A 24,287-nucleotide genomic window follows, 5' to 3' on the forward strand; every position below is an offset into this window, starting at 1 on the left:
GTGCGGTCGCGGCTGGTGGAGCCGTTGGCGCCCGAGCCGCCTACACGGCTGGAGAGGCGGTCGAGTCCCCCGCGCCCCAGGTTCTCCGACTCCAGGAAGAGAGATGCTCGAAGAGGTGGGCGAAGCCGGTGCGTCCCGCCTCCTCGCGGGCCGAACCCACATGAAAGGTGAGCGCCACAGCCGCCACAGGGTCGGAGCGGTCGGTGTGGAATATCACCTCCAGCCCGTTGTCCAGGGTGAATTTCTCGTAATTAATGCCGAGTTCAGGCGTGGGTTCGCCGGTCGAACAGGAGACGAGCAGCAGGGCGGGCAGCAGCAGGAGGGTGGAGAAAAGGCGTTTCATAGGGAGAAGTCAGGTTCAGTGATGACGGAGGGGTACGGCGTGGACACGGCCGAAGATATGCGTGTCGACGGCATACGCTTGCCGGTTGGAATGGTTCCAAGGTAGGACGGGGGAGGTTGTAAAGCAATCAGCCTTCGTCGTCCGCTTCCCATGGTTCCGATCGCGGCTGACCGGAGGGATAGCTGCCCAGCACCCGAAGCATGCCCGCCCTCAATTCCATCTCATCCAGGGCTTCCCGCACAGGTGTTTCCGCAGCGTTGCCCTCAATGTCCAGGTAAAAACGGTATTTCCAGGGACGGTTGGGACGGGGACGCGATTCCAGTTTGGTCATGTTGATATGTGCATCTCCCAGGACCTGCAGGCATTTCAAAAGTTGTCCCTCCCGATGGTCGGTTTCCAGCAGGAGGGAGGTCTTGGCCGGAATCTGGGGGTCGCAACGGACGGGTTCCGGGGCCACAACGACAAATCTTGTGAAGTTGCCGGACTGGTTGGCCAGATCATGCTTCAGGATGACAAGTCCGTAGCGTTTCGCCGCTTGGGCGCCGGCGACGGCGGCCTGGGATAGATCACCGTCTTCCAGCACCTTCCGTGCGGCCTTGGCGGTATCGATGTACGATTCCACCCTGCAGCGATTCAGTCCACCCAGGAAGCGGCTGCATTGGGCGATGGCCTGCGGATGGGAGATAATGCGCCGAATGCTTTCGAGGGGTACGTCCTGGGGGGCCATGAGGCAGTGGACCACCCTCAGGATCTCCTCTCCCGTTATGTGCAGATTCCCGTTGCCCAGGATATCGTAGGTGTCGTTGATGGAGCCGGCGGTGGTGTTCTCAACCGGCAGGATGGCCACGTCGCACGCCCCCTCCGATACCGCGTCGGCCGCCTCATGAAAGGTATCGTAGCCGTAGCAGGCAACCTCGCCGTATCGCTCGCGGAAATGACGCATGGCCGCCATATGACTGTAGGCGCCGTCGGTACCCTGGTAGGCCACCCTCAGATGCGCGGCCTGCCCCTCCCGGTTCTGGTGATCCAGCAGCGAGTGGTGCTGGTAGCGTACGGAGTGTTCCAGGATCTCCCGGAACAGTTCTTCCGCGAAATGGCGGTCAAGTCCACGTTCCCGGGCCAACTCCGATACCTTGTTGAGGAGCTCGTTCTCGCGTTCGGTGTCCCGAATCTCACGGCTGTTTTCCAGTTTCAGATCGGATACCCGGCGGACCATTTCGTGGCGCTTTGCCAGGGTTTCGATCAGGTTCCGGTCAAGCCGGTCCAGCTGCTTGCGTATGCGTTCCAACTCATTGTTCATGGGATGCCGGTGGGGCTATGTGCTATCATCAGGTCGCTTCGGCGTCTTTTGAAGCACCGCCGCCTTCCAGCAGGGGGTGCCGCCAGGTAAAGGCCAGGGCGAGCACCGCACCGAGGGTGAGAATGCCCGGCGCCAGCAGGGGACTGCTCCCGAACAGGGCGTGTCCCATCGCCTCCCAAAAACCGGCGCTGGGCCGGATTTCTACCTCGAAGAGGTAATTGTGGTACAGATGCTCGTAGACCCCGAATGCTCCGCCTGCCGTGATGAGTACCATTAACAGGCGGTGGCTCTTCAGCAGGGAGGGAGTGGCTCGAAACCAGACCGCGGCCACCGAGGCGAGTCCCGCTCCACAGAGCACAAAGGGCAGCCACTGCATGAGGCTCCCCGTGTGTTCGGAAAAGATCAGCTCCGGGATGGTCCCGGCAAAGACCAGGGCCGAAAGGCCCAGCAGAAATCGCCGGAACCAGGCGATCTCGGAACTTGGACCGGTCGCGGTCATTGCGAGCCGGACTGCAGGAAGTGTTCGGCGGCGGCCATCTGCTCCTCGCTGACGTATTCGGAGAGGGCTTGCAGGAAGGCTTCATTGGATTCAAAGGGGCGTGCGCCGATGAGCGATTCAGCTTCGTCGGCATCCAGTCCTGGAATCTGCATCAGCGTAGCGGCGTCGCTGTCGTTTCGCTGAACAGGCACAAAGACGTAGCCTTCGTAGGTGGCCACCTGTGTGGAATCGACGTACTTGCCGATTTCCTGGCGGAACTGGGAAATGCTGACGTAGGGTCGGTACTCCTCGAATTCATGGATCATGTTCTCACCTACGCCCGGGATGGTACCGAAGTCTTCGCCGGAAGCGGTGTTCAGGTTCAGTTTCTGAGTGGGGGCCCAGGCGGAATCGGCTGAAGCCATCGCTTCGCTGTCGGCAGTCATGGTATCTTCGGCGGCCTGCTGTTCGGAAGAGCTGCCGCTGCAGCCGGCCAGGATGAGCATGCCGGCGGTCAGAAAAATGCCCAGGGTAGAGGATAATATGCGTTTCATTGTCGGTATGGGAGGTTGGATTAGATAAAGAAGGTTCGCCACACACGGTGTGCGGCGTTATTTATAATGATTCTAAATATGCCAACTATTTTTCGGGCAATCCAGTCCGATTTTAAAAAACTGTGAGTTGTCGGCGAATCGAATGAATGTCAACTGTTTCAGAATCGTTTTTCAAACGAAACTGGAGAACAGGTATTCATCCTGCGAGCAAGACAGAGGTGCTGACAGGCAATATGGAAGCGGACCTTCTGATCACGCTGGGCGTGCCCTGTGCTGTGGCGGGGCTGCCGCTGCAGATCACCTTGTGGATCATCATCGTTGCGCTCGCCCCGCTGATCTGGTCCTTCTGAAGGCCCGGCAACCGCTCACATCAATTGATATCGTCTTGTTGCAGCCCTACCCCTATTTTGGACTCTAATTTTTTTATTCGCACTCCGATGTGGCAGGGAATATGGAGGTAAAAAAAATCAATGTCCAAAATAGGGGTAGGGCAGGCAACATCCAGAACTTCAGCGGCTGTCCGGGCCGTTCATACTGTTCCAGTGGGGCGGCTCCACGTCCAGTATATGCTCCACAAAGTAGTCGTAGCGCATGCGCTGTCCCAAATCCCCGCCCGAGGTGTGCCCCCCGTTGGGAATGGGGAAGAATTCAAAGTCCTTGCCGGCCTGGATGAGGGCGTCGGCCACCTGGTAGGTGGAGGCAGGCGGCACGTTGGTATCCTGGTTGCCTACGATCAGCATAAGATCGCCCTGCAGGCGGTGGGCGTTGTCCACGTTGGAGGAGGATGCGTAGTGCGGTCCCACGGGCCAGCCCATCCACTGCTCGTTCCAGGAGATCTTGTCCATACGGTTGTCGTGGCAGCCCGAGGCCGATACGGCCACCTTGTAGAAGTCGGGGTGGAACAGCAGTGCCCCCATGGAGCTCTGTCCCCCGGCCGAGGTGCCGTAGATGCCCACCTTGGAGATGTCATACCAGTCGTACTCCACGGCCGCCGCCTTGTGCCAGAGAATGCGGTCGGGAAAACCGGCATCCTTCAGGTTTTTCCACGCCACACTGTGGAACTCCTTGGAACGGTTGTCGGTGCCCATGCCGTCAATTTGCACCACCACAAAGCCCAGCTCCGCCAGGCTCATCATGTGGGAGTGGGCGTCAAAGCTCTTGGGCACGAAGGAGTCGTGCGGGCCGGCGTAGATGTATTCGATAACGGGGTAGTTTTGGGAGGGGTCGAAGTCCGTCGGACGCACGATCAACCCCCAGATGTCGGTCTCCCCGTCGCGTCCCTTGGCTACAAAAGGCTCGGGCGCCTGCCAGCCAGCTTCGTGAAGAGGACCCAGGTCGCCTTTCTCCAGTTCCATCACCACGCCCTGGTCGGAGGTGCGCCGCAGCACGGCCACGGGCGCCTGGTCCACGCGCGACCAGCGGTCCACATAGTAGCGCATGTCCGACGAATAGTCCACCGTATGGGTCCCGTCGGCCTCGGTGAGGCGTGTGAGTCCGCTTCCGTCAAAGTTGATCCTGTAGGCGTGCAGGTAGTAGGGGTCCCGACCGTCGTCCATGCCGCTGGCCCGGAACCAGATCTGCCGCTTCTCGGTATCCACGGAATCCACTTCGCGTACGACCCAGTCGCCTGAAGTGATCTGATTCTTCACCTGTCCGGTGCGTCCGTCGTAGAGGTAGAGGTGCCGCCAGTTGTCGCGTTCGGAGGCCCATACGATCTCCTCCCCGTTGTCGTCGTAGTGACGCCAGAGGGTGGTATAGTAGGAAAAGAAGGGATTGCCCTTTTCATGGATGAGAGCCCTGGGCTTGCCGGTTTCGGCATCCACTTCGATCACCTTGTAGTTCTGGTGCCCCCTTTCGTTGTACTCAAATCGGAAGGCGCGGCTGTCGGACCACCAATACAGGTCGCCCTGGCTGTAGGCGTTGGGGAAGAGGCTGTTGTCGATGAAAATTTGCTCACGATCGTCCACATGGAAAAGCACGGGCGACTCTGTCTCCAGGACGTCTCCCGGCTTGGTATACTGGTCGGTCCAGTGGCGCGGCTGCAGGCGGTCGGGTGGCGAGCTCTGCAGATAGTGGATGGTGCGGTTGAAACCCGGCACCACGCGGTAGGCGGCCAGCTTTTCGGAATCGGGCGACCAGGCGAAGGAGTCCACCTCGTAATAGTTTCCCTCCGATCCGTCACTGCTGAGCATGACCCGTTCGCCGCCCTCCGCCGGCCGAATGGCCACGTTGTAGTTGTGTACGAAGGCCACCCACTCACCGTCGGGGGAGGTTACCGTCTCCTCGTCTTCATCATCCTCGTCGTCCTGCTGCCACCAGGGCAGGGGCGGCTCCTCGGCCGTGCAGGCATAGTCGTCCAGGGAGCAGGTGTAGAGGGAATCACCGGTCTCAAATTCAATGGATGCTCCATCCTCCCCGTAATCAATTTCCTCGAAGGGCAGGGTCAGCGGACCGTAGGACTCCCCGAGCCGGGAGGAGAGCACCTCGGCCAGGCGCTGGTGGTCGAAGGATCGCGCCCGGCTCTGCTGCGCGGCATTCACCGTCAGGAACTCGTGTCCGCCCTCCACCGATCGGCGGTACCAGAAGCGGTGCGAGTCGCCTATCCACTCCAGTTCATCAATGATGTTCAGAGCCTTGCCTTCGAAATGCTGCTGGAGGGTATCGGCGCGCCGGTAGTCGGCAAGGGTGCCCTGGGCCGGCAGGAGGCCGGGCAGCAGGAGGGTAAGGCAGAAACAAAGAACCGTCAGGCGTTTCATGTTGCGGGGGTTGGGTGCGGGTAAGGTTAATTGTATGGGATCCCATTCTTTTCCCATGTTAAACCATCCCGCAATAAATTATCCTCTTAGCGGTATATAGCTAAAATGCTCCCGTATTGGCAAATCCGCGAACGTATTTTTACAGGTAGGGGAGAGAGCCCGCCTGTCAATGCTGCCGGCATCCCCCTATATTCCGCCCATGGAAGAGATTGAGCAGCAGATGAGCAGCATCCGAAAGGAGCTGGAGGACTCCCCGGACGATCCCGGCCTGTTAAACGAACTGGGCGTGGGGCACCAGCTTCTGGGCGAGTACGAAGAGGCCGAAAAATGCTTCCTGAAGGCCATTGAGGAGGATCCCGGGGAATACACCGCCTACTACAACCTGGCCAATACCTACGTGGAGATGGAGCGCGTCGAGGAGGCCGTCAATCGCTACCTGGACGCCCTCGACCGCAAGGCCGACTTTGTACCGGCCCTCAACAACCTGGCCGATATCTACTGCATGGCGGGCGAGGATGAGCGCGCCCTGGAGCTTTTCGAGTACATCACCAGGCTGAAGCCCAAAGATCCTACCGGCCATTTCAACCTTGGTAATCACCTGCTGCGCATGAACGACACGGTGGAGGCGGGCCGGGCCTACCAGCAGGTGCTGGAGCTGGACGATGCATATTACGAGGCCTGGAACAACATCGGTTTCATCCTCAAGCACCTGGGCAAGTACGAAGAGGCCATTCCCTACTACGAGCGCTGCCTGGAAATCAAGCCCGACTACCGGCCGGCGCTGGACGACATCCGCGAGTGCCGGCGCAAAGTGGGGGAGTAGTGTGACCGGAATGGCTCAGCTGTGAATACAGATCGGGGTCCGTGTATGAACACCCTTCTTCTGAGTTTCGCCGGCAATTTTGTATCTTGGCTTCTACAGTTTGAACCAAAGACAAATATCAATGGCTGATAGCAAGAAAGAGAAATCGGAGGAGACCGCCAAGGAGGCGAAGAAGGAGGCTGAAAAGGGCTACGAACAGCTCATTGACCGCCTTAAAGAAGAGCGGCAGCAGGTGCGCAAGGAAATGGACCGTGACTACAAACGTGCCCGCGGCTACGTCCGCTCCCACCCCGAGGAGGGCGTCCTAATAGCCTTTGCCGGGGGTGTGGCGCTGGGACTGCTCCTGGGCAGGCTTTCCCGATAATCCACGTCCCTTTGGGACATCTGCGCCGGTTGATTAGCCTTCCGGAACGAAACCAACCTGTAAGCACGAATCTAAACCCTTTCTTTGACCATGAGCGTATCAACCACCGTCAATTCCGACCACCTCAACGAACTTTATGAGCGCGTGGATGCGCTCAGGGGGTATCTTTGACTATGATCAGCGAAAAGTACGCATCATAGAGCTGCAGGAGCAGACACAGGTCCCGGGCTTCTGGGACGATCCCGACAGCGCGCGCCAGGTCATGAAAAAGCTGGACCACGAGAAAAATCTTCTGGCGAGCTGGGACCGCCTGGACGAGCTGCGCGACAGCATCGAAGTCTACCGCCAGTTCGCCGACGAGGGCGAGGAGGTTGGCGAGGAGCTGCAGGCCGAGGTACGCAGGCTGGAAAGAGGCCTTGAGGAGCTGGAGCTGCGCAACATGCTGCGGGGAGAGGATGATCACCGCGACGCCATTCTCACCTTCAACCCCGGCGCAGGGGGCACGGAAAGTCAGGACTGGGCCGAGATGCTCTACCGCATGTACACCCGCTGGGCCAATCAGCACGACTACGAGGTTTCCGTGATAGAGTACCAGGAGGGGGAGGTGGCCGGTATCAAGAGTGCCACCGTGCAGGTGGAGGGTGATTCGGCCTACGGCTTTCTCAAGGCCGAAAGCGGCGTGCACCGACTGGTGCGCATCTCGCCCTTCGACAGCAACTCCCGGCGCCATACCTCTTTCTGCTCGGTCTTTGTCTCCCCGGTGGTGGACGACACCATCCAAGTGGACATCAACGACAAGGACGTGGAGCTGCAGCGCTTTCACTCCAGCGGCGCCGGAGGACAGAACGTGAACAAGGTGGAGACGGGCGTGCGCCTGGTCTGGGAGGGCACCCTGTCGGACGGCTCCGAGGAGCGCGTGGTGGCCGAATGCCAGCAGGAGCGCTCGCAGATGCAGAACCGTGAGAAGGCGTGGGTACTGCTGCGTTCGAAGATCTACGAGCTTGAAAAACAGATTAAGGAGCGCGAGAAGCAGAAGCTGGAGGACTCGAAGTCCAAGATCGAATGGGGGTCGCAGATCCGCTCCTACGTATTCCATCCCTACAACATGGTCAAGGACCACCGCACCGATTTTGAAACCTCCAACGTGGAGGCGGTTATGGACGGGGAACTGGACGATTTCATCAAGGAGTTCCTGCTGAGCCTTTCGCAGCACGAATCGGGCGAAAGCTGATGGTACGCATCGGCGTCACCGGGGGGATAGGAAGCGGCAAGAGCACGGTCTGCCGTGTCTGGGAGGAGTTGGGCGCGGAGATCTGCCAGGCCGATGTGGTGGCCAAAGAGCTGATGGTGACCGACCCCGAGGTGGTCCGCGAGATTAAAGAGGCCTTCGGCGATCCCGCCTACGCCGAAGACGGCAGCCTCAATCGCGACTACCTGGCCCGCGAGGCCTTCGAGAAGGGCAGGGTGGAGGAGCTCAACGCCATCGTGCATCCCCGGGTGCCCGCCGCCGTCCGCCGGCGCATCGAAGAGGCCGAAGAGAAGGGCGCTTCCGCTTTTGTCTACGAGGCGGCCCTTCTGCCCGGCAACCGCAGGCCCGAATTTGTGGATTACCTTCTTATGGTCCGCGCCCCCCGCAAGGAGCGCGTGCAACGGGTGGCCGAACGCGACGGCCTGGAGACCGACCAGGTGGAGGCGCGCATCCGAACCCAGCAGGCCTACGAGGAGCTGGAGCACCTGGCCGACCGTGTGATCCGCAACGACGGCACCGAGCAGGATCTGCGCGAGCAGGCCGAGGCGCTCTACCGGGAGTGGGTGGGTTAGGCCTTCACTCTCTCGGCGGATTTGGTTATTCTTCCGCTAAATCAAATACGCACTTTCCAAACGTGATCCGCACCCGATGACCCAGCCGAAGCCCAAGCAGCAACTGGTTACCCTCGAAGAGTACATCATTCAAAGCCAGAACCGCTTTCCCCGGGCCACCGGCGAACTCTCACAGCTGCTGAGGGACATCGGCCTGGCCGCCAAAATCATCTCCCGCGAGGTCAACAAGGCGGGCATCACCAACATCCTGGGCGAATCGGGCAACACCAATGTACACGGGGAGGACGTCAAGAAGCTGGACGAGTTCGCCGACCAGCAGCTCATTTCTGCCCTCAGCCGTTCCGAAATCACCTGCATGGTGATCTCCGAGGAGAACGACGGCATTGTGGACCTGGACAATGAGGGGGGCAAGTATATCGTCTACCTCGACCCGCTGGACGGCTCCTCCAACATCGATGTGAACGTCTCCATCGGGAGCATCTTCTCCATCTATCTGCGCGACAAGGACGACTATCCGCTGGAGGCGGAGGATGCCCTGCAGCCCGGCACCCAGCAGGTGGCCGCGGGCTATGTGCTCTACGGCTCCAGCACCATGATGGCCTACACCACCGGCATGGGCGTGAGCCTGTTTACGCTGGACCCCGGCATAGGGGAGTTCATCCTCTGCGAGGACGACATCAAGATGCCCAAACATGGCACTATCTACAGCGTGAACGAAGGCTACTACCGCTCCTGGCCCGAGGGACTCAAGAAGTACGTGAAATACTGCCAGGAAGTGGAGCCGGATGAGGGGCGCCCCTACTCGGCCCGCTACATCGGCTCCATGGTGGCCGACGTGCACCGCACGCTCATCAAGGGAGGGATTTTTATCTATCCCCACTCCAAGGACTACCCCGACGGGAAACTGCGTCTGATGTACGAATGCAATCCTCTGAGCTTTATCATCGAGCAGGCGGGGGGCATGGCCATCGACGGGGAGGGGCGCATTCTGGAGAAGGTACCCGAGTCGCTGCACCAGCGCACGCCTATCTTTATCGGATCCAGGGCTAATGTGGAGAAGGTCAGGGAATTCCTCAACGGGGGATAACGGGCAAGGGGTACGGCTATCTCGGCTGGAAATGGTTGATTACCACTACTAGCCTAATTCATCCAATCTCATTTTCAACCATTTAGGCCTGCGATAGCCGTACCCCCTTGCCGCGAAGTCCGCGAGCATCCGCCGGATCAGTGTAGGGGTAAGGAGGTGTGAGGCGCAGGCCTGATTCTTTTCAGAGATAGCTGGTAGAGGGATGGATGGCCGGGGACGGAGGCCTAATTCTTTTCCGATGGGATACGGCATAGGATAGGGTCAAACCGGAAAAGAATTCCAGCCGAGTACCCGGCCGTCCATCCCTCCTCAGCCCTCCTCGAACACCACCCGCATCCCTTCCCGGATATCGTGCGACACGCAAAAGCCCCCGTTCACCTCCACCACATAGCGCGCGGGATCCCCGCTGGGAAAGCTATCCTGGGAATAGGGGGTGGTGCTGCGGTGGATGCGTACGATTTCCCCGCTCTCGTTGACAAAGATGATATCGAGGGACAGGGGCGTGTTGGCCATCCAGAAGCTCAAGGGCTCCTGCTGCGGGAAGACGAAGTACATGCCGCGGTCCTCCGGCAGATCGGATACGTTCATCAGGCCTTCGTTGCGCTCCTGCTCCTCGTCGGCCACGGCCACGCGCACCGAGGCCAGGGTGTCAGCCTCCCCGGCGGGGCCGTCCAGGAAGTGGACCTCCCCGGTGTATTCCAGGGAGGCGCTGCGGTCAGAACCGGCGGACTGCTCCGTGTCAGTACTCCTCGTACTGCTCGAAGTCGATTTCGTCCGGCGATCCGAACATGCGCTGATTCCAATTGCCAGGACCGCCGTTATCAGCGCTGATTTCCAAAGTGCGTTCATGCGTAGCTCCGTTGATTTCGAAGGTGAGGGTGTAGGTGCCGGGTCCGATGTAGGAATCTTCTCCGGTCATCAGGTCCCAGCTGTAGCGGTTGAAGCCGTAGTTGGCGGTGTCGTTGATTTCGGCCACCGCGCTGCCTGTGCTGTCGGCTACGGTGATGGTAACCTGGTCGCCTTCGGCGCCCTCGTTGCCCACCCAGTACATCCATTCGGTGGAGGGCATCTCAGGAGGCTCATAGCCGACGTCCTGCTCGCCCCAGTCGCCGTCGTGCTCCACCGATTCGGGCTCGAAGACAAAGATCTCATCCTCGAGATGTTCGCTTACGGTATGAATGGGCTCCACGTCGGATACGTAGATGCTGCGTCCGTGGGTACCGACCACAAGGTCCAGGTCACGAGGGTGGACCAGCATGTCGTAGGAGGCTGCGTTGGGTATGCCGTTGAGCAGGTGCCACCGCTGTCCGTCGTCAAAGCTCACGAAGGTGCCGTGATCCTGTCCCGCGTAGAGAATGTCGGGCTTCTCAGGGTCCTGCACGATAACGTTTACCACATCCTCGGGCAGGTTGCCGGAGATGTCGGTCCAGCTCTGCCCGTAGTCTTCGGTCTTGTAAAGGTAGGTGACGAACTCGTCGTAGCGGTAGCCGTTGAGGGAGACGTAGGCGGTGCCGGCATCGTGTTCGGAGGCGTGCACCTGGCTGACCCAGCGTCGCTGGGGCAGCTCGTCCGATACCCGCTGCCAGCTTTCCCCGCCGTCGCGCGTCACATGCACCATGCCGTCGTCGCTGCCGGCCCAGATCACCTCGAAATTGACCGGTGATTCGGAGATGGTGGTCAGGGTGGAGTAGGGCACGTTGCCGCTGGGCAGGTTGTGAGTAAGATCGGGACTGATGGTCTCCCAGTTGTTGCCCCGGTCGAAGGGATCAGGTTCACCTTCTGCGAGCCGAAGTAGATGATGTCAGGGTTGTGGTTGGACATCTCGATGGGAGTGTTCCAGTTGTAGCGGTAGCGGTCCTCGCCCAGTTCGTGGGAGGGGGTGATGCTGGCCGTCTGGCCGTCCTCCCCCTGCTCGAGGCGGTAGTAGTTGCCGAACTGGAAGCCGGTATAGATGCGGTCGGAGTTGCGGGGATCCACCGCCACGTGCATGCCGTCGCCTCCAAACAGGCTCTCCCAGTAGTCCTGGTCATCCGGCGATCCCTGGGAGGAGCCGTAGTAGACGCCGTTGTCCTGGAGTCCCCCGTAAATGTTGTAGGGCTCCTCCATGTCCACCTCCACCGAATAGAACTGTCCCACGGAGGAGGTGTTGTGGTGGATAAAGTTGATGCCGCCGTCGTGACTCTCGTAGAGTCCGCCGTCGTTGCCCAGGAACAGGTGCTCCGAATCGTTCGGATTGATCCACATGGCGTGATGGTCCACGTGCACCGGCTGATTCTCGGCAATCTCGAACCAGGTCTGTCCCCCGTCGGTCGATTTGAGAATGGGAACGCCCAGGATGTAGACCACGTCGGGATCGGAGGGGGAGACGCGGATCTCGCCGAAGTAGTAGCCGTAGGTGTTGATGATCCCGGGCAGATCGTAGTTCTGCGTCTTGCTCCACGACATGCCTCCGTCAGTGGACTTGTAGACTTCCGCGCCCGTGATTTCGGTGTCGAAAAGGGCCTCGTTGGCGTCGCCCAGGTAGTCGGAGAGGGCGCGGGGCTCATACTCGCCGTTGCGTACATCTCCCTTTACCGTCTCTGCGGTGTGCTTCTGGGGGAAGCCGTTGCGCCGAAGGTATCCATTGAGCTTTTCGTTGTCCAACGCCAGGAACTCCTCCTCGCTCATCTCCACAAAATCTTCCTGGTAGAGCTGATCATCGTTGCGGTCCTCCCTGGTGCGCGACTCCTTCTGGTTGTCCAGGAAGGCGTAGAGTATGTCGGGGTTGGATTGGCTCACGTCCAGCCCTATGCGTCCCACGTCGGCGTGGCTGGGAAAGCCCTCCATGGCGCGCTGCCAGCTCTCGCCCCCGTCGGTGGATTTCCAGATGGCGGAACCTTCGCCGCCTTCCTGGAAGTTCCAGGCCTGGCGAAAACGCTGCCAGGTAGAGGCCCAGAGGATGTCGGGATTCCCGGGGTGGCGAACCAGGTCGATGACCCCTGTGCTGTCGGCCGGCGTCAAGGTACGGTTCCAGGTCTCACCCCCGTCCGTGGTCTTGTAGACGCCGCGCACGTCGTTTATGGAGTAGAGGGGACCCTGGCTGGCCACCCAGGCGATGTCGGGATTATCAGGGTGCGTGATGATACGCCCGATGTGCTGTGAGCCGCGTAGGCCGGCGAACTCCCAGCTCTCTCCGCCGTCGCTGCTTTTGTAGACGCCCGTGCCGGCGTAGCTTGAGCGGCTGCTGTTGTTTTCGCCGGTACCTGCCCAGAGTATCTGCCCGTCGGCTTCCGAGATGGCGATATCGCCCATGGTGAGCGTGCCCTGGTGGTCAAAGATCGGGCTCATGGTATTGCCGCTGTTAGTCGATTCAAAGATCCCGCCCGAGGCGTAGGCCACGAAGAAGTGGCGCGGATTGTCCTCGTAGACGGCAATGTCGGTGACCCTGGCGCTCATGACCACCGGTCCCACGTTGCGTACGGGATATTCGCGGAAGATGGAATTGGCCCGCATGTCGTGGCGGTGTTCGATGGACTGGGCGCGTTCCTGGGACGTGGTGGCACGCACCTGTACGTCCTGGGCGGCGCCATAGCCAAGCGGCAGGAAGAGCATCGAAAGAAGGAGAGAGGTAAAAATGCGCATGGGATCTGCGTTGATTGCGATTTCAAGCGTCGACACTGCTAAAATATAAATCTGGGCGAAGGATCATAAGGATTTATCAATATTTCAAGAACCATTCGGCAGGGAGCCGGAATGCTTGATGGCAGGGGGGGCTGCACGGAATGTCCGGGGGCAATCCAGAGTTGTATTTTAGCCGTATTAAGGCTAACTTCAACTGCTGTAAAGTGAGCGCCGAGAGGTTCTCACTTTTTTTTGTACCTGTAACCGGGAAATACGTGTCCAATAAAACCGTACAAACAATTTCGGAGCTTGCCGAGACGGTCCTGGCCGACTCGGAATTCTTCCTCGTAGATGTGGAGCTCAAGGGGGGCAACACCCCTGTGGTCTGGGTCTACGTGGACGCCGAGGAGAAAGGCGTGAATATGGATGAGTGCGCCAGGCTGAGCAATGAGCTCGGTTTTTTGCTGGACGCCCACGATATTTTCAAGGCTGGTTACCGGCTCAACGTCTCCTCGCCGGGACTCAGCCGACCGCTGTCCGACCGACGGCAGTACCCCAAAAACAAGGGGCGAAAGTCACGCGTCAAGTTCCGTTCCGAGGAGGGCTCCTACGAGACGGTGGAGGGCATACTCAGCGAAATTTCCGACGACGCTATAAGCCTGGAAAAAGAGGAGGGAAACCGCTTGAAAATACCTTTCGAGCAGGTCGTCGAGACGAAAATAATTCCATCGATTTAGATTCAAAAAATCCAGAGGACCCACGCAATGTCAAACGATATTTCCAAGCAGATCATCCAGTCCTTCGCGGAGATTGCCAAGAACAAGGACATCAACAAGGACCTGCTGCTGTCGATTCTGGAGGACGTGTTTCGCACCATGATCCAGAAGAAATACGGCTCGGACGACGCTTTTGAAGTGATTATTAACGCCGATCGCGGTGATATTCAGGTTCTGCACGTGCGAGAGGTTGTGCCCGAAGAGGAACTCACGGACAAAGTGTCCGAGATCACCGTGGAGGAAGCCCATAAGCACGACCCGGATCTGGAGCTGTACGACGAGTTCGCCCAGGAACTTTCCATCCAGGACTTCGGCCGGCGTGCCGTGATGATGGCGCGCCAGCAGCTGGCCCAGCGCATCCGTGAAATCGAGAAGGACAACATTTTCGAGGAATACTCCGACCGCGTGGGCGAGATCGTACTTGGAGACGTCTACCAGATCCGCAATCGTGAAATGCTGGTCAACCACAACGGCGTGGAGCTGGTGATGCCCAAGGGCGAACAAATTTACAAGGACCGTTACCGCAAGGGTGATACCATACGTGCCGTTGTCAAGGAAGTTAAACGCTACAACGGCAATCCCTCAGTGATCGTCTCGCGCACCTCGTCGCTCTTCCTGGAGCGCCTCTTCGAGAACGAAATACCTGAGGTCTACGACGGTATCATCGACCTGGTACGCATCGCCCGCGAGCCGGGCGACCGGTCCAAGGTGGCGGTGATGTCGCACGACGAACGTGTAGATCCCGTCGGAGCTTGCGTGGGCATGAAAGGCATTCGTATTCACGCCATCGTACGGGAGCTGCAGAACGAAAACATCGACGTGATCAACTGGACCGACGATAAGTTCGAGTTTATCAAACGGGCCCTGCAGCCGGCCAAGGTACTGAACGTTGAACTAAGTGAGGACGGCAAGCATGCGAAGGTGCTGGTGCCGGCGGACGAGGTCTCCAAAGCTATAGGAAAGGGCGGTGTAAACATCCGACTGGCCTCTATGCTAACCGACTGTGAAATCGACGTCTACCGGGAGGTGGAGGAGGAGGACGACATTGATCTGAAAGAATTTGAAATCGATTTCGGTGAGGAGGTTATCGAAATCCTCCACGAGATCGGCTGTGACACCGCCCGCCAGGTGCTTGAACTTGATGAGGAAGAGATCGTCCGCCGTACCGAAGGAAGGATCAGCGAGGAGGAGGCCGAACGCATCCTCGATATCATCGCCTATGAGTTCGATGACGAGGATCGCTAGAAACAAACTAAATTTGCCCTTATACCGCCGAACCTTATACCTTTCAAAGGATGGCCTATAGGATTAAATAGCAAGTAAACAGAGCGTTTCACGAACACCCTTTATGCCGCAGAACGACAAGCCCCAAAAGTTATTCAAGGTCGCATCCGAGTTCAATGTGTCGACACAGTCCATTGTGGATGCACTTGCCGAAGAGGGCATTGAAATCGCCAACAAGCCCAACTCGAAGATCACCTCGGATATGTACGAGGTGCTGGAGGAGGAGTACGGTTCCGACAAGGAGAAGAGCCGTGAACATGAAAAGGCGAGAGAGCAGTACGAAAGCCGTCGTAATCAGATTCGTCAGAGCCGTAACGAAACCGTCTCCATCGATGATTTTCTGCAGCCGCAGGATGAAGAGGAGATGCCCCTCGAGCCACAGGACGGGGACGACGGCACCATTGCGGGCCTGAAACCACAAGTCGAAGAGTCGGAAAGTCCAAAAGTCGAAGAGTCGGAAAGTCAGGAAGTCGAAAAGTCGGAGGAAGTCGAGGAGTCCGAAGTCGAAGAGTCGGAAAGTCCTGAAGTCGAGGAGTCGGACGAAGTCGAAGAGTCCGAAGTCGAGGAGTCGGAAAGTCAAAAAGTCGAAGAGTCTGAAAGTCAGGAAGTCGAGGAGTCGGACGAAGTCGAAAAGTCCGAAGTCGAGGAGTCGGACGAAGTCGAAGAGTCGGAAAGTCAGGAAGTCGAGGAGTCGGAGGAAGACGAGAAAGAGGATGACGGCATCGACGAGGAGATGGTCATCCGTGGCCGAGCCGGCAAGCTCAAGGGCACCAAGGTGCTTGGCAAGGTTGAGATCGACGAGGAAAACAAGCAGATCAAGCGCCGCAAGAAGCGCAAGCGCAAGAAAGACCTTAAGGACTCCGACAGCGACAAGTCAAGCTCCTCCAAGACCAAGAAAAGAAAAAACGCAAGAGCCGGGGCGGACCTGCCGAAGACGACGTCGAGGAGAAGCTCAAGGAGACTATGCACAAGATGCAGCAGTCCGAGACTGTGGGCTCCCGCCGGCAGAAACGCCGCCGACAGCGGCGTGAGGAGCGTGAAGAGGAGGAGCAGATGCAGGCCGAACTGGAAGAGTTCGAAGAGCAGATCCTCGAGGTTACCGAATTTATTACCGTGAGTGACTTGGCTGAGGAGCTTGGGGTGAAGGCCAATGAGGTGATTACGACCTGTATGAACCTGGGCATGATGGTCTCGATCAACCAGCGCCTGGACGCCAGCACTATTGAGTTGGTGGCTGAGGAGTTTGGTCGCGAGGTGGAATTCGTAGATGCCGATGAGGCCATCGAGGAGATCGAACTGGAGGAGGACGATCCCGAAGATCTTCAGCCGCGCGCGCCCATTATTACGGTAATGGGACACGTGGACCATGGGAAAACCTCCCTGCTGGACCATATCCGTAAGACCCGTGTAGCTGCCGGCGAGGCGGGAGGCATTACCCAGCATGTGGGCGCCTACGAAATTATGACTGAAGACGGTCGCCACATTACCTTCCTGGATACCCCGGGCCACGAGGCCTTTACCGCCATGCGCTCGCGCGGCGCCCAAGCTACTGACATTGTGATCCTGGTGGTGGCTGCTGACGATGCGGTGATGCCTCAGACCATTGAGGCCATTAACCACGCCAAGGCCGCTGGCGTCTCTATTATCGTGGCCATCAACAAAATGGACCTGGAGGGTGCCAACCCCGACAAGATCAAGAATCAACTCGCTGAACACGACGTAATCGTTGAGGAATACGGCGGCGAGAGCCAAAGCGCCGAAGTCTCCGCCAAGACCGGTGAGGGTATCGACGATCTGCTTGAGAAAGTCCTCATCGAAGCCGATCTCATGGAATTGAAAGCCAACCCCGACCGCCGCGCCGACGGCGTGGTGCTGGAAGCCCGTGTGGACAAGGGCAAGGGTGTAGTGGCTAATATCCTGGTGCAGAATGGCACTCTGCACGTGGGCGATGCCTTTGTGGCGGGCTCATGCTTCGGTCGCGTACGTGCCATGGAAAATGAACATGGCACTCGCGTTGAGGAGGCCGGCCCCTCGACTCCCGTGCAACTTATGGGTCTTGACGACATTCCCCAGGCCGGCGACAAGCTGGTGGTGGCCGCCGATGAAAAATCCGCTAAGGAAGTGGCCAACCAGCGCTCGCAGATCCGCCGCGAACAGCAGCTTCGCCGCACCAAACATCTTACGCTGGACGATCTCAGCCGACGCATGGCGCTGGGCGAGGTCTCCGAGCTCAACATCATCATCAAGGCCGACGTGGACGGCTCCATCGAGGCTCTTTCCGGGGCATTGCAGAAACTGAGCACTGACGAGGTCGGCGTGAACATCATTCACACCGGCGCGGGCGCTATCACCGAATCGGATGTGTTGCTTGCCTCCGCTTCCGAAGCCATCATTATCGGCTTCCAGGTGCGGCCCTCGGCCAATGCGCGCCGCACCGCCGAAGAGGAGGAGATCGATGTCCGGCTCTTCAGCGTCATCTACGACGCAGTCGACGAAGTGCGCGACGCCATGGAGGGCCTGCTCTCGCCGGAAATCAGCGAGAAACTGCTCGGAAACGCCGAAGTCCGCGAGATATTCAAGGTCTCCAAGGTGGGCACCATTGCAGGCTGCTACGTGACCGAAGGCAAGATTCATCGAAACAACCCCGTCCGCGTCGTGAGAGACGGAGTCGTCATTTACGACGGGGAAATCGACTCCCTGAAGCGTTTCAAGGACGACGTCAAGGAGGTGCAGACCGGTTACGAATGCGGCATCAGCATCGTCAACTACAACGACATCAAAGTGGGCGACGTCATCGAGAACTACACCATGGTCGAAGAGAAGCGCAGCCTGGAAGACGCCAAGAACCTGGAAGATATCGAATAGCGGCATGAGTGTCCGAACCGAACGCCTGGGCGCAGTTATACAGCGCGACCTGGGAGAAATTATCCAGAAAAGTTACCAGCGGAGCGGTTCCTTTATCACTGTTACGAAGGTGCGAGTCACCGACGACCTGCTCATCGCCAAGGTCTTTCTCAGTATCTTCGCGCCCGGAAAGGATGACGACGCCATCTTTAAGAATATGGAGGAGCACAACTCCGAAATACGTCATGAGTTGGCTTCCAGGATACGCCACCAGGTTCGACGCATTCCCGAGCTGCATTTCGTCAAAGACGAGACTGCCGAGTACGTGAACCGGATGGAAAACCTTTTCTCGGAAATTCGCAAGGAGCGGCAGCAGCGAGGCAAGGAATCCGGGGGAGAGGATTCGCCCGGGAGCGCCTCCGACCAGGAGGAATAGATATTCCCGCATGGCCAAAGCCATCCCCCTTTCCGAACTTCCCGTCTTCAGCGCCCGCCGCCCGCCCGATCCCAACTTTCACTTCCAGGGCGGAGCCGCCTTCCTGGTAGACAAGCCAGCGGGCTGGTCCTCTTTTGAAGTGGTCAAGTTGCTGCGCCGTTGCCTGGATATGCGCAAGATCGGTCATGCGGGGACACTTGATCCCATGGCCACCGGTCTACTGGTGCTCTGTTGCGGCCGCGGCACCAAATCCATCCAGCAAATTCAGGTCCTGGAGAAAGTCTACGTAGGGGAGGTGACCTTTGGGGCGGCTACCGCCAGCTATGATGCGGAGACGGAGGTGACCGAAGAGGCGCCATGGCAGCACCTTACCGGGGAGCGTATTGCCGACAAGATGGAGGAAGCTTTCACCGGCGATATTATTCAGTATCCTCCCATGTACTCTGCAGTCAAGCACAAGGGACAACCCCTCTATAAGCTGGCGCGACAGGGCAAGGAGGTGGAGCGCAAGCCGCGCGTTGTAACCGTGCACGAGTTGCGACTGCTGGAATGCAGACTGCCGGTAATTAAGTTATATATAAGGTGCGGGAAGGGAACCTACGTACGTTCCATCGCCCACGACCTGGGTCGGGCCCTCGATTCGGCGGCCCATCTCAGCAGTCTGGTGCGCGAACGCATCGGGGAGTTCTCCAACGAAGACGCCCTCTCGGTGGCGCAGCTCCGCGACATCTTCGACGTAGAAGAAAAATAACGGCCGACTTCTAGACTTTCCGACTTTAAGACTTATCAGACTTAAAAATGACTGAACTTGTATACCTGGACGACGTGGAAAGGGACCCAGACACCGTTCTGACGGTTGGCACTTTTGACGGGGTGCATGCAGGACACCGGGTGCTGATCGACACCGTGGTGGAAAAGACGAAGAAACACGGTGCGCGAAGCGTAATTGTCACCTTCGACCCTCATCCCCGCGAGATTATCAACCCCGGCGATGCCGGAATCAAACTGTTGACTTCACTCACCGATCGCCGGGAAATCCTGGAAGAGTTGGGGGTGGACTGCATGGTGGTCATACCCTTCGATCGCGACTTCTCTCTGCTCTCCTCCGAGGAGTTTATCGAGGATGTCATTCACCGGAAGATCGGGGTGAGCGAGTTTGTGATCGGCTATGACCACCACTTCGGGCGTGACCGCGAGGGAACGATTGAAACGGTGGAGAAACTGGGAAAGAAACTGGACTTCGAAACCTATGTGATTTCCAAGCAGGAGGTGGGCGAGCGCACCGTCAGCAGCACGGCGATCCGTCGGGCCCTCAGCGAGGTGGGAAATGTTCGCCAGGCAGCGAAATTCCTGCAGCGTCCCTACCGCCTCAACGGCATGGTGGTGCACGGCGACAAACGCGGCAAGGAAATCGGTTTTCCCACGGCCAACCTACTGCCGGAAGACCAGCGCAAGATAGTGCCACACGACGGGGTCTATGCCGTCAGGGTTCGGGTGGAGGGCGACTGGTACGGGGGTATGATGAATATCGGCGTACGTCCCACCTTTGAGGGACAGCAGCGTGTGCTGGAAGTCCACCTTTTTGACTTTGAGGAGGAGATCTACGGCAAGAGCATACAGGTACGCTTCATCGAGCGCATCCGCGACGAGATGAAATTCGAGCGGGTGGAGGAGCTGGTGGCCCGGCTGGAGTCCGACAGAGAAGACGCGCTCGCCATCCTCCACGAGGCGAAGCAGGATTGAGTATAAATTGTATAATTACCCCATTTCGTTTATCTTTGGTGGCTGTAAACCACGAAGAAATGTACGTACCCGACGAAAGGACCAAAACATACACATGACGATTACCAAGGAACGCAAGGAAGAGATAATTGAGAAGTACGGTGGCTCCGCGGAGAACACCGGATCGACCGAAGCCCAGATCGCTATATTCACCGAACGTATCGCCGATCTCACCGAACACCTCAAGGACCATCCGCAGGATCACGCTTCGCGCCGGGGCCTGCTCAAAATGGTCGGGAAACGCCGGCGCCTGCTGAACTACCTGGCCAAGAATGATATCGAGGCCTACCGTTCGCTCATCAGCGACCTGGGTATTCGCAAGTAGCCCACATGAAGGCACGTCTCAACGGCGTGCCTTTTTTCGTATCCGCACCGAACGGGGGATTTCCCGGCCCATCCGATTGATCCCCCTTATGATTGCCGGCAGCATACTAGCCGACAGGGTGCGATCGGAAACCGATTCCTCATTTAACCGAACAGAAAAGAAGACCCATTACGATGAAATCAGATTTCAGAACCTGTGAATTCGCTCCCGGAAAAACCATCTCCATTGAAACCGGACGCATCGCCAAGCAGGCCGACGGGGCCGTTGTGATCCGCATGGGTGACACCATGCTGCTCTGCACCGCAGTTTGCGAAAAAGATCCCAAGCCGGGCATGAACTTTTTCCCACTGACGGTAGACCTGCGTGAAAGTTTTTCCGCGGCCGGCAAATTTCCCGGCGGTTTCATCAAGCGTGAGGGACGCCCCTCCGACAAAGAGATTCTCTCCAGCAGGCTTATTGACCGTACACTGCGCCCCCTCTTTCCCGACGGATTCCGATGCGAGACACAGGCCATCTGCGCCGTCCTTTCCTCTGACGGGGAGAACGACGGTGACGTGCTGGGAGGTGTGGGCGCCTCGGCAGCCATGCACCTCTCGGACGCCCCCTTTCAGGGTCCGACCGCCATGGTTCGCGTGGGACGCATAGAAGGGGAGTTCATTATCAATCCCACGGTCAGCGAGCTGAAAGAGAGTGATTTAGACCTGATCGTAAGCGGTACCGCCGAGAGCGTGATCATGATCGAGGGCGAGGCCGACGAAATTTCCGAGAAGGAGATGCTGGGAGCCATCAAGGCCGGCCACGAGGCCATCCAGAAACTTTGTGCTTTCCAGGAAGAGCTTCGCGAGGAATTCGGCAAGGAGAAACGGGACTACGAACCTGATCCTGTAGACGAGACCCTCAAGCAGAAGGTTGAGGAAAACGCTCGTCCGAAGATCCGCGACGTGGTCACCACCGGACTCGGCAAAGAGGAATACTCCAAACGGCTCAAAGAGGCCAAGGAGTCCGTGGTCGAGGAGCTCACCGCCATCGAGGAATTCGAAGAGGAGGCTGACGCCATCAAGGAGTTCTGCAAGAACATCGAGAAAGAAGAGCTCCGGAGCCTCATTCTCAACAAGAAAGAACGCATCGACGGGCGTGCACCGGAAGACATTCGTGATATCTGGACCGAAGTGGGTTACCTGGCCCGCACGCACGGTTCTGCCATCTTTACCCGAGGTGAGACTCAGGCCCTTGTTTCTATCACCATGGGCACCAAGCAGGATGCACAGTCCATCGACACTCTGATGGTGGAGGAAGACAAACAGTTCTACCTGCACTACAACTTCCCGCCTTACTGTGTGGGCGAGGCGCGCTTCCTGCGTGGTCCTGGTCGGCGTGAGATCGGCCACGGCCATCTGGCCGAACGCGCACTCAAAAAACTGATGCCATCCTTCGAGGAATTCGGCTATGTAATCCGCGTCATTTCCGACATTACCGAATCGAACGGCTCGTCTTCCATGGCCTCCGTTTGCGGAGGCTCCATGGCCCTGATGAACGCCGGCGTGCCGCTGAAGAAGCCGGTGGCCGGAATCGCCATGGGCATGATCGTGGGCGAGGACGAATCTGTGGTACTGTCTGACATCCGCGGAGAGGAGGACTTCATGGGCGACATGGACTTCAAGACCGCCGGATCGGCCGACGGCATCACCGCATGCCAGATGGACATGAAGGTGCAGGGCATCTCTTTCGAGGTGCTTGAAAAGGCACTGGAACAGGCCCACCAGGGACGCATGCATATTCTCGGCAAGATGGCTGAAACCATATCGCAGCCGGCTGATGAGATTTCCCCCTACGCGCCGCAGTTCATCAATATGGAGATCGAAGCCGATGACATCGGCGCAGTGATCGGTCCGGGCGGCAAGGTCATCCAGACTCTGCAGAAGGAGACCGACACCGAGATCTGGGTCGAGGAGGACGAAGAGCGCCGCAAGGGCATGATCACCATCACGGCCGACAGTCTTGACAAAGCCGAGGAGGCCAAGAAACGGATCCAGGGTATCGTGGGTCACCTCGATGAGGGAGCCACCTACAAGGGCACCGTTAAGGCCATCAAGGAATACGGCGCTTTCGTGGAGATCGTACCGGGCAAGGACGGACTGTTGCACGTCTCTGAGATCAATCACACACACGTGGACAACGTCAGCGATGTCCTTTCAGTAGGCGACGAGCTGGAAGTCAAACTCCTCAAGGTGGAGCACGGCGGTAAGCTGCGTCTCTCCCGCAAGGCCCTGATTCCCAAGGACGGCGAATAATTGCCGTCACCGCATTCTGTTCAGCGCCATCCTGGTATTGCCGGGGTGGCGTTTTTCTATGCGGGACAGCCTGCATACCATAACCTTCTCCCGTGAGTTATGCCCGCGCGGCCTGACACACATGCACATAAAAGATGTATCGATTCCATCATGACCCCCAAACGATCCGCCGAGGAACTAGACTTTGTTGGCAAAACCACCCTGGAAAACGGACTCAAAGTGGTCACCGAACAGGTGCCCAGCATCAAGAGCGTCTCCGTCGGCATCTGGGTGAAGACCGGCAGCCGAAACGAGAGCGACCGGCGCGCGGGCATTACCCACTTTCTGGAGCACATGCTTTTCAAGGGCACCGAGAGCCGCTCCTCCTACGACATCGCCATGAGCATGGAGTCGGTAGGGGGCTACCTGAATGCCTTCACTTCTTCCGAATACACCTGCTACTACTCCCGATGCCTCAACTCGCAGATGGAGCGGGCGCTGGACGTGCTTTCCGACATGGTGCTGCACCCGTCCTTCCCTGAGGAGGAGATCGCCAAGGAGAAAAAGGTGGTCATCGAGGAGATGAAAATGTACCGCGATTCTCCGGACGACTATCTCTTCGAGGAGTTCAGCAATGCCATGTTTAAGGGACATCCCCTGGGACGGCCCATCATCGGCTTCGAGGAGACGGTATCGGCCTTCAGCCGGCAGGACCTCTACGACTACATGGCCGAGCGCTACCGTCCAGACAACTTGATCGTGGCCGTCTCTGGCAACATGGAGCATGAACGGGTGGTGGAGCTGGTGGAAGGATATTTCGGTGACCTGGAGCGTGAAGCCACCGAGACGGAGAATCAGCCGCTTACCGGCTACGAACAGGACCGACTGCAGCTGACCAAGGACATCGAGCAGACCCATCTCATAATGGGACGACGCGGACTCAACTACGATCACGAGGACAAGTACAAGCTGCTGATGGCCAACACCATCCTGGGAGGGGGGATGAGCTCGCGGCTGCACCAGAACGTGCGCGAGAAATACGGCTACTGCTACTCCATCACCACCTTTAACCAGTCCTACAGCGACTCGGGTCTGTTCGGGGTCTACGTTGGTACAGACCGTGACTACGTGGATCATGTACGGGAGCTGATCGTTCGTGAGCTGGACCGCCTGCGAAGCGAAAAGGTGGGCGAGCAGGAGCTGGCCGAAGCCAAGGCACAGCTCAAGGGCAAGCTTATGCTCTCGCTGGAGAGCATGAGCAACCGCATGTCACGCCTGGCCAAGAGCGAGCTCTATTTCGAGCGTTTTGTGACCCTGGACGAGCTGGTGGAAAACATTGACGGCGTGGATGCCGAAGGGCTGCGCAACTTTGCGGAGGACTTTTTCGATGCCGGCCGCTACTCCGAGGCCCAGCTGCTGCCGGACGGAAACTGACGTACGCTGC

Annotated in this window: 24 protein-coding genes; 16 read left to right on the top strand and 8 right to left on the bottom strand. The window is 58.4% G+C overall.

All coding sequences use genetic code 11. The annotated features are described in order from the left end of the window. Positions 1-40: 40 nt before the first annotated feature. The 4 genes from U5K31_00305 to U5K31_00320 all read right to left on the bottom strand — a co-directional run bounded on the left by U5K31_00305 (position 41) and on the right by U5K31_00320 (position 2,675). Positions 41-343: an insulinase family protein gene (locus U5K31_00305; protein ID MDZ7771183.1), complete on the bottom strand. Its 303-nt coding sequence runs from the start codon at positions 341-343 to the stop codon at positions 41-43. A 127-nt stretch (positions 344-470) separates the two neighbouring features. Further along, positions 471-1,643 carry a bifunctional chorismate mutase/prephenate dehydratase gene (locus tag U5K31_00310; protein ID MDZ7771184.1) on the bottom strand — a complete coding sequence of 391 codons (1,173 nt, stop codon included), beginning with the start codon at positions 1,641-1,643 and terminating at the stop codon, positions 471-473. Positions 1,644-1,671: 28 nt separating this feature from the next. Further along, the gene (locus tag U5K31_00315; GenBank protein ID MDZ7771185.1) at positions 1,672-2,142 is read right to left on the bottom strand and encodes a hypothetical protein; all 471 of its coding nucleotides are present in this window, start codon (positions 2,140-2,142) and stop codon (positions 1,672-1,674) included. Further along, positions 2,139-2,675 (bottom strand): hypothetical protein, encoded by a 537-nt coding sequence (locus tag U5K31_00320; GenBank protein ID MDZ7771186.1) that lies wholly within the window; start codon positions 2,673-2,675, stop codon positions 2,139-2,141. Before U5K31_00320 ends, U5K31_00315 begins: the two co-directional genes overlap by 4 nt. Before the next feature lie 146 nt (positions 2,676-2,821). Here U5K31_00320 and U5K31_00325 point away from each other — a divergent pair, with 146 nt between their 5' ends. Beyond that, the gene (locus tag U5K31_00325; GenBank protein ID MDZ7771187.1) at positions 2,822-3,025 is read left to right on the top strand and encodes a hypothetical protein; all 204 of its coding nucleotides are present in this window, start codon (positions 2,822-2,824) and stop codon (positions 3,023-3,025) included. Positions 3,026-3,184: 159 nt separating this feature from the next. Here U5K31_00325 and U5K31_00330 read toward each other — a convergent pair whose 3' ends face one another. Then, positions 3,185-5,431, bottom strand: a complete 2,247-nt coding sequence (locus tag U5K31_00330; GenBank protein MDZ7771188.1) for a prolyl oligopeptidase family serine peptidase — start codon at positions 5,429-5,431, stop codon at positions 3,185-3,187. Positions 5,432-5,630: 199 nt separating this feature from the next. Here U5K31_00330 and U5K31_00335 point away from each other — a divergent pair, with 199 nt between their 5' ends. The 5 genes from U5K31_00335 to fbp all read left to right on the top strand — a co-directional run bounded on the left by U5K31_00335 (position 5,631) and on the right by fbp (position 9,526). Then, positions 5,631-6,254, top strand: a complete 624-nt coding sequence (locus U5K31_00335; protein ID MDZ7771189.1) for a tetratricopeptide repeat protein — start codon at positions 5,631-5,633, stop codon at positions 6,252-6,254. Between the two features lie 121 nt (positions 6,255-6,375). After that, entirely contained in the window at positions 6,376-6,618 is a 243-nt protein-coding gene (locus U5K31_00340) for a hypothetical protein (GenBank protein ID MDZ7771190.1), read from the top strand. A gap of 90 nt (positions 6,619-6,708) precedes the next feature. Continuing rightward, positions 6,709-7,849, top strand: a protein-coding gene (gene prfB, locus U5K31_00345; protein ID MDZ7771191.1) for a peptide chain release factor 2 whose coding sequence is annotated in 2 segments (ribosomal slippage) — positions 6,709-6,786 and positions 6,788-7,849 — 1,140 coding nt in all. Because the reading frame shifts where the segments join, the coding sequence is not laid out codon by codon here. Next, positions 7,849-8,439, top strand: coding sequence for a dephospho-CoA kinase (gene coaE, locus U5K31_00350; protein MDZ7771192.1), 591 nt, complete (start codon positions 7,849-7,851; stop codon positions 8,437-8,439). Before prfB ends, coaE begins: the two co-directional genes overlap by 1 nt. Positions 8,440-8,515: 76 nt before the next feature. Beyond that, the gene (gene fbp / locus U5K31_00355) at positions 8,516-9,526 is read left to right on the top strand and encodes a class 1 fructose-bisphosphatase (GenBank protein ID MDZ7771193.1); all 1,011 of its coding nucleotides are present in this window, start codon (positions 8,516-8,518) and stop codon (positions 9,524-9,526) included. Positions 9,527-9,835: 309 nt separating this feature from the next. On the opposite strand, the gene U5K31_00360 is transcribed toward fbp, so the two are convergent. Genes U5K31_00360 through U5K31_00370 form a run of 3 tightly spaced genes read right to left on the bottom strand, consistent with a single transcriptional unit; the run spans position 9,836 to position 13,147 of the window. After that, a complete protein-coding gene (locus tag U5K31_00360; protein MDZ7771194.1) occupies positions 9,836-10,375 on the bottom strand; it encodes a DUF192 domain-containing protein in 540 nt (179 codons plus the stop codon). Then, on the bottom strand, positions 10,266-11,222 hold the full coding sequence (locus tag U5K31_00365; protein MDZ7771195.1) for a hypothetical protein: 957 nt from the start codon (positions 11,220-11,222) through the stop codon (positions 10,266-10,268). The genes U5K31_00360 and U5K31_00365 overlap by 110 nt, the downstream gene beginning before the upstream one ends. Beyond that, complete coding sequence (locus U5K31_00370; protein ID MDZ7771196.1) at positions 11,204-13,147, bottom strand: hypothetical protein; 1,944 nt, start codon at positions 13,145-13,147, stop codon at positions 11,204-11,206. Before U5K31_00370 ends, U5K31_00365 begins: the two co-directional genes overlap by 19 nt. 254 nt (positions 13,148-13,401) lie before the next feature. On the opposite strand from U5K31_00370, the gene U5K31_00375 reads away from it, so the two are divergent. From U5K31_00375 to U5K31_00420, 10 genes are all read left to right on the top strand, one after another. After that, positions 13,402-13,863, top strand: a complete 462-nt coding sequence (locus U5K31_00375; GenBank protein MDZ7771197.1) for a ribosome maturation factor — start codon at positions 13,402-13,404, stop codon at positions 13,861-13,863. Positions 13,864-13,890: 27 nt separating this feature from the next. Next, positions 13,891-15,147 carry a transcription termination factor NusA gene (gene nusA / locus U5K31_00380; protein ID MDZ7771198.1) on the top strand — a complete coding sequence of 419 codons (1,257 nt, stop codon included), beginning with the start codon at positions 13,891-13,893 and terminating at the stop codon, positions 15,145-15,147. 103 nt (positions 15,148-15,250) lie between these two features. Continuing rightward, positions 15,251-16,303: a hypothetical protein gene (locus tag U5K31_00385; GenBank protein MDZ7771199.1), complete on the top strand. Its 1,053-nt coding sequence runs from the start codon at positions 15,251-15,253 to the stop codon at positions 16,301-16,303. After that, positions 16,240-18,051 carry a translation initiation factor IF-2 gene (gene infB / locus U5K31_00390; protein MDZ7771200.1) on the top strand — a complete coding sequence of 604 codons (1,812 nt, stop codon included), beginning with the start codon at positions 16,240-16,242 and terminating at the stop codon, positions 18,049-18,051. Before U5K31_00385 ends, infB begins: the two co-directional genes overlap by 64 nt. A gap of 4 nt (positions 18,052-18,055) precedes the next feature. Continuing rightward, complete coding sequence (rbfA, locus tag U5K31_00395; protein ID MDZ7771201.1) at positions 18,056-18,466, top strand: 30S ribosome-binding factor RbfA; 411 nt, start codon at positions 18,056-18,058, stop codon at positions 18,464-18,466. A gap of 10 nt (positions 18,467-18,476) precedes the next feature. After that, positions 18,477-19,217: a tRNA pseudouridine(55) synthase TruB gene (gene truB, locus U5K31_00400; protein MDZ7771202.1), complete on the top strand. Its 741-nt coding sequence runs from the start codon at positions 18,477-18,479 to the stop codon at positions 19,215-19,217. Positions 19,218-19,264: 47 nt separating this feature from the next. Further along, the gene (locus U5K31_00405) at positions 19,265-20,209 is read left to right on the top strand and encodes a bifunctional riboflavin kinase/FAD synthetase (GenBank protein ID MDZ7771203.1); all 945 of its coding nucleotides are present in this window, start codon (positions 19,265-19,267) and stop codon (positions 20,207-20,209) included. 94 nt (positions 20,210-20,303) lie between these two features. After that, positions 20,304-20,573, top strand: a complete 270-nt coding sequence (rpsO, locus tag U5K31_00410; GenBank protein ID MDZ7771204.1) for a 30S ribosomal protein S15 — start codon at positions 20,304-20,306, stop codon at positions 20,571-20,573. Between the two features lie 173 nt (positions 20,574-20,746). Then, positions 20,747-22,864 carry a polyribonucleotide nucleotidyltransferase gene (pnp, locus tag U5K31_00415; GenBank protein MDZ7771205.1) on the top strand — a complete coding sequence of 706 codons (2,118 nt, stop codon included), beginning with the start codon at positions 20,747-20,749 and terminating at the stop codon, positions 22,862-22,864. A gap of 150 nt (positions 22,865-23,014) precedes the next feature. Continuing rightward, positions 23,015-24,277: a pitrilysin family protein gene (locus tag U5K31_00420; protein MDZ7771206.1), complete on the top strand. Its 1,263-nt coding sequence runs from the start codon at positions 23,015-23,017 to the stop codon at positions 24,275-24,277. The last annotated feature ends 10 nt before the right edge of the window (positions 24,278-24,287 follow it).

The organism is Balneolaceae bacterium, from assembly GCA_034521445.1.
Lineage (GTDB): Bacteria > Bacteroidota > Rhodothermia > Balneolales > Balneolaceae > JAXHMM01.

Coding starts and splice junctions, on each gene's coding strand:
- U5K31_00385 (MDZ7771199.1), top strand. CDS start 15,251: ATGCCGCAGAACGACAAGCCCCAAAAGTTATTCAAGGTCGCATCCGAG.
- U5K31_00360 (MDZ7771194.1), bottom strand. CDS start 10,375: ATGAACGCACTTTGGAAATCAGCGCTGATAACGGCGGTCCTGGCAATT.
- infB (MDZ7771200.1), top strand. CDS start 16,240: ATGCAGGCCGAACTGGAAGAGTTCGAAGAGCAGATCCTCGAGGTTACC.
- nusA (MDZ7771198.1), top strand. CDS start 13,891: ATGTCAAACGATATTTCCAAGCAGATCATCCAGTCCTTCGCGGAGATT.
- U5K31_00305 (MDZ7771183.1), bottom strand. CDS start 343: ATGAAACGCCTTTTCTCCACCCTCCTGCTGCTGCCCGCCCTGCTGCTC.
- U5K31_00310 (MDZ7771184.1), bottom strand. CDS start 1,643: ATGAACAATGAGTTGGAACGCATACGCAAGCAGCTGGACCGGCTTGAC.
- U5K31_00330 (MDZ7771188.1), bottom strand. CDS start 5,431: ATGAAACGCCTGACGGTTCTTTGTTTCTGCCTTACCCTCCTGCTGCCC.
- pnp (MDZ7771205.1), top strand. CDS start 20,747: ATGAAATCAGATTTCAGAACCTGTGAATTCGCTCCCGGAAAAACCATC.
- U5K31_00320 (MDZ7771186.1), bottom strand. CDS start 2,675: ATGAAACGCATATTATCCTCTACCCTGGGCATTTTTCTGACCGCCGGC.
- fbp (MDZ7771193.1), top strand. CDS start 8,516: ATGACCCAGCCGAAGCCCAAGCAGCAACTGGTTACCCTCGAAGAGTAC.
- U5K31_00315 (MDZ7771185.1), bottom strand. CDS start 2,142: ATGACCGCGACCGGTCCAAGTTCCGAGATCGCCTGGTTCCGGCGATTT.
- truB (MDZ7771202.1), top strand. CDS start 18,477: ATGGCCAAAGCCATCCCCCTTTCCGAACTTCCCGTCTTCAGCGCCCGC.
- U5K31_00335 (MDZ7771189.1), top strand. CDS start 5,631: ATGGAAGAGATTGAGCAGCAGATGAGCAGCATCCGAAAGGAGCTGGAG.
- U5K31_00420 (MDZ7771206.1), top strand. CDS start 23,015: ATGACCCCCAAACGATCCGCCGAGGAACTAGACTTTGTTGGCAAAACC.
- U5K31_00405 (MDZ7771203.1), top strand. CDS start 19,265: ATGACTGAACTTGTATACCTGGACGACGTGGAAAGGGACCCAGACACC.
- U5K31_00370 (MDZ7771196.1), bottom strand. CDS start 13,147: ATGCGCATTTTTACCTCTCTCCTTCTTTCGATGCTCTTCCTGCCGCTT.
- rbfA (MDZ7771201.1), top strand. CDS start 18,056: ATGAGTGTCCGAACCGAACGCCTGGGCGCAGTTATACAGCGCGACCTG.
- coaE (MDZ7771192.1), top strand. CDS start 7,849: ATGGTACGCATCGGCGTCACCGGGGGGATAGGAAGCGGCAAGAGCACG.
- rpsO (MDZ7771204.1), top strand. CDS start 20,304: ATGACGATTACCAAGGAACGCAAGGAAGAGATAATTGAGAAGTACGGT.
- U5K31_00340 (MDZ7771190.1), top strand. CDS start 6,376: ATGGCTGATAGCAAGAAAGAGAAATCGGAGGAGACCGCCAAGGAGGCG.
- U5K31_00325 (MDZ7771187.1), top strand. CDS start 2,822: ATGTCAACTGTTTCAGAATCGTTTTTCAAACGAAACTGGAGAACAGGT.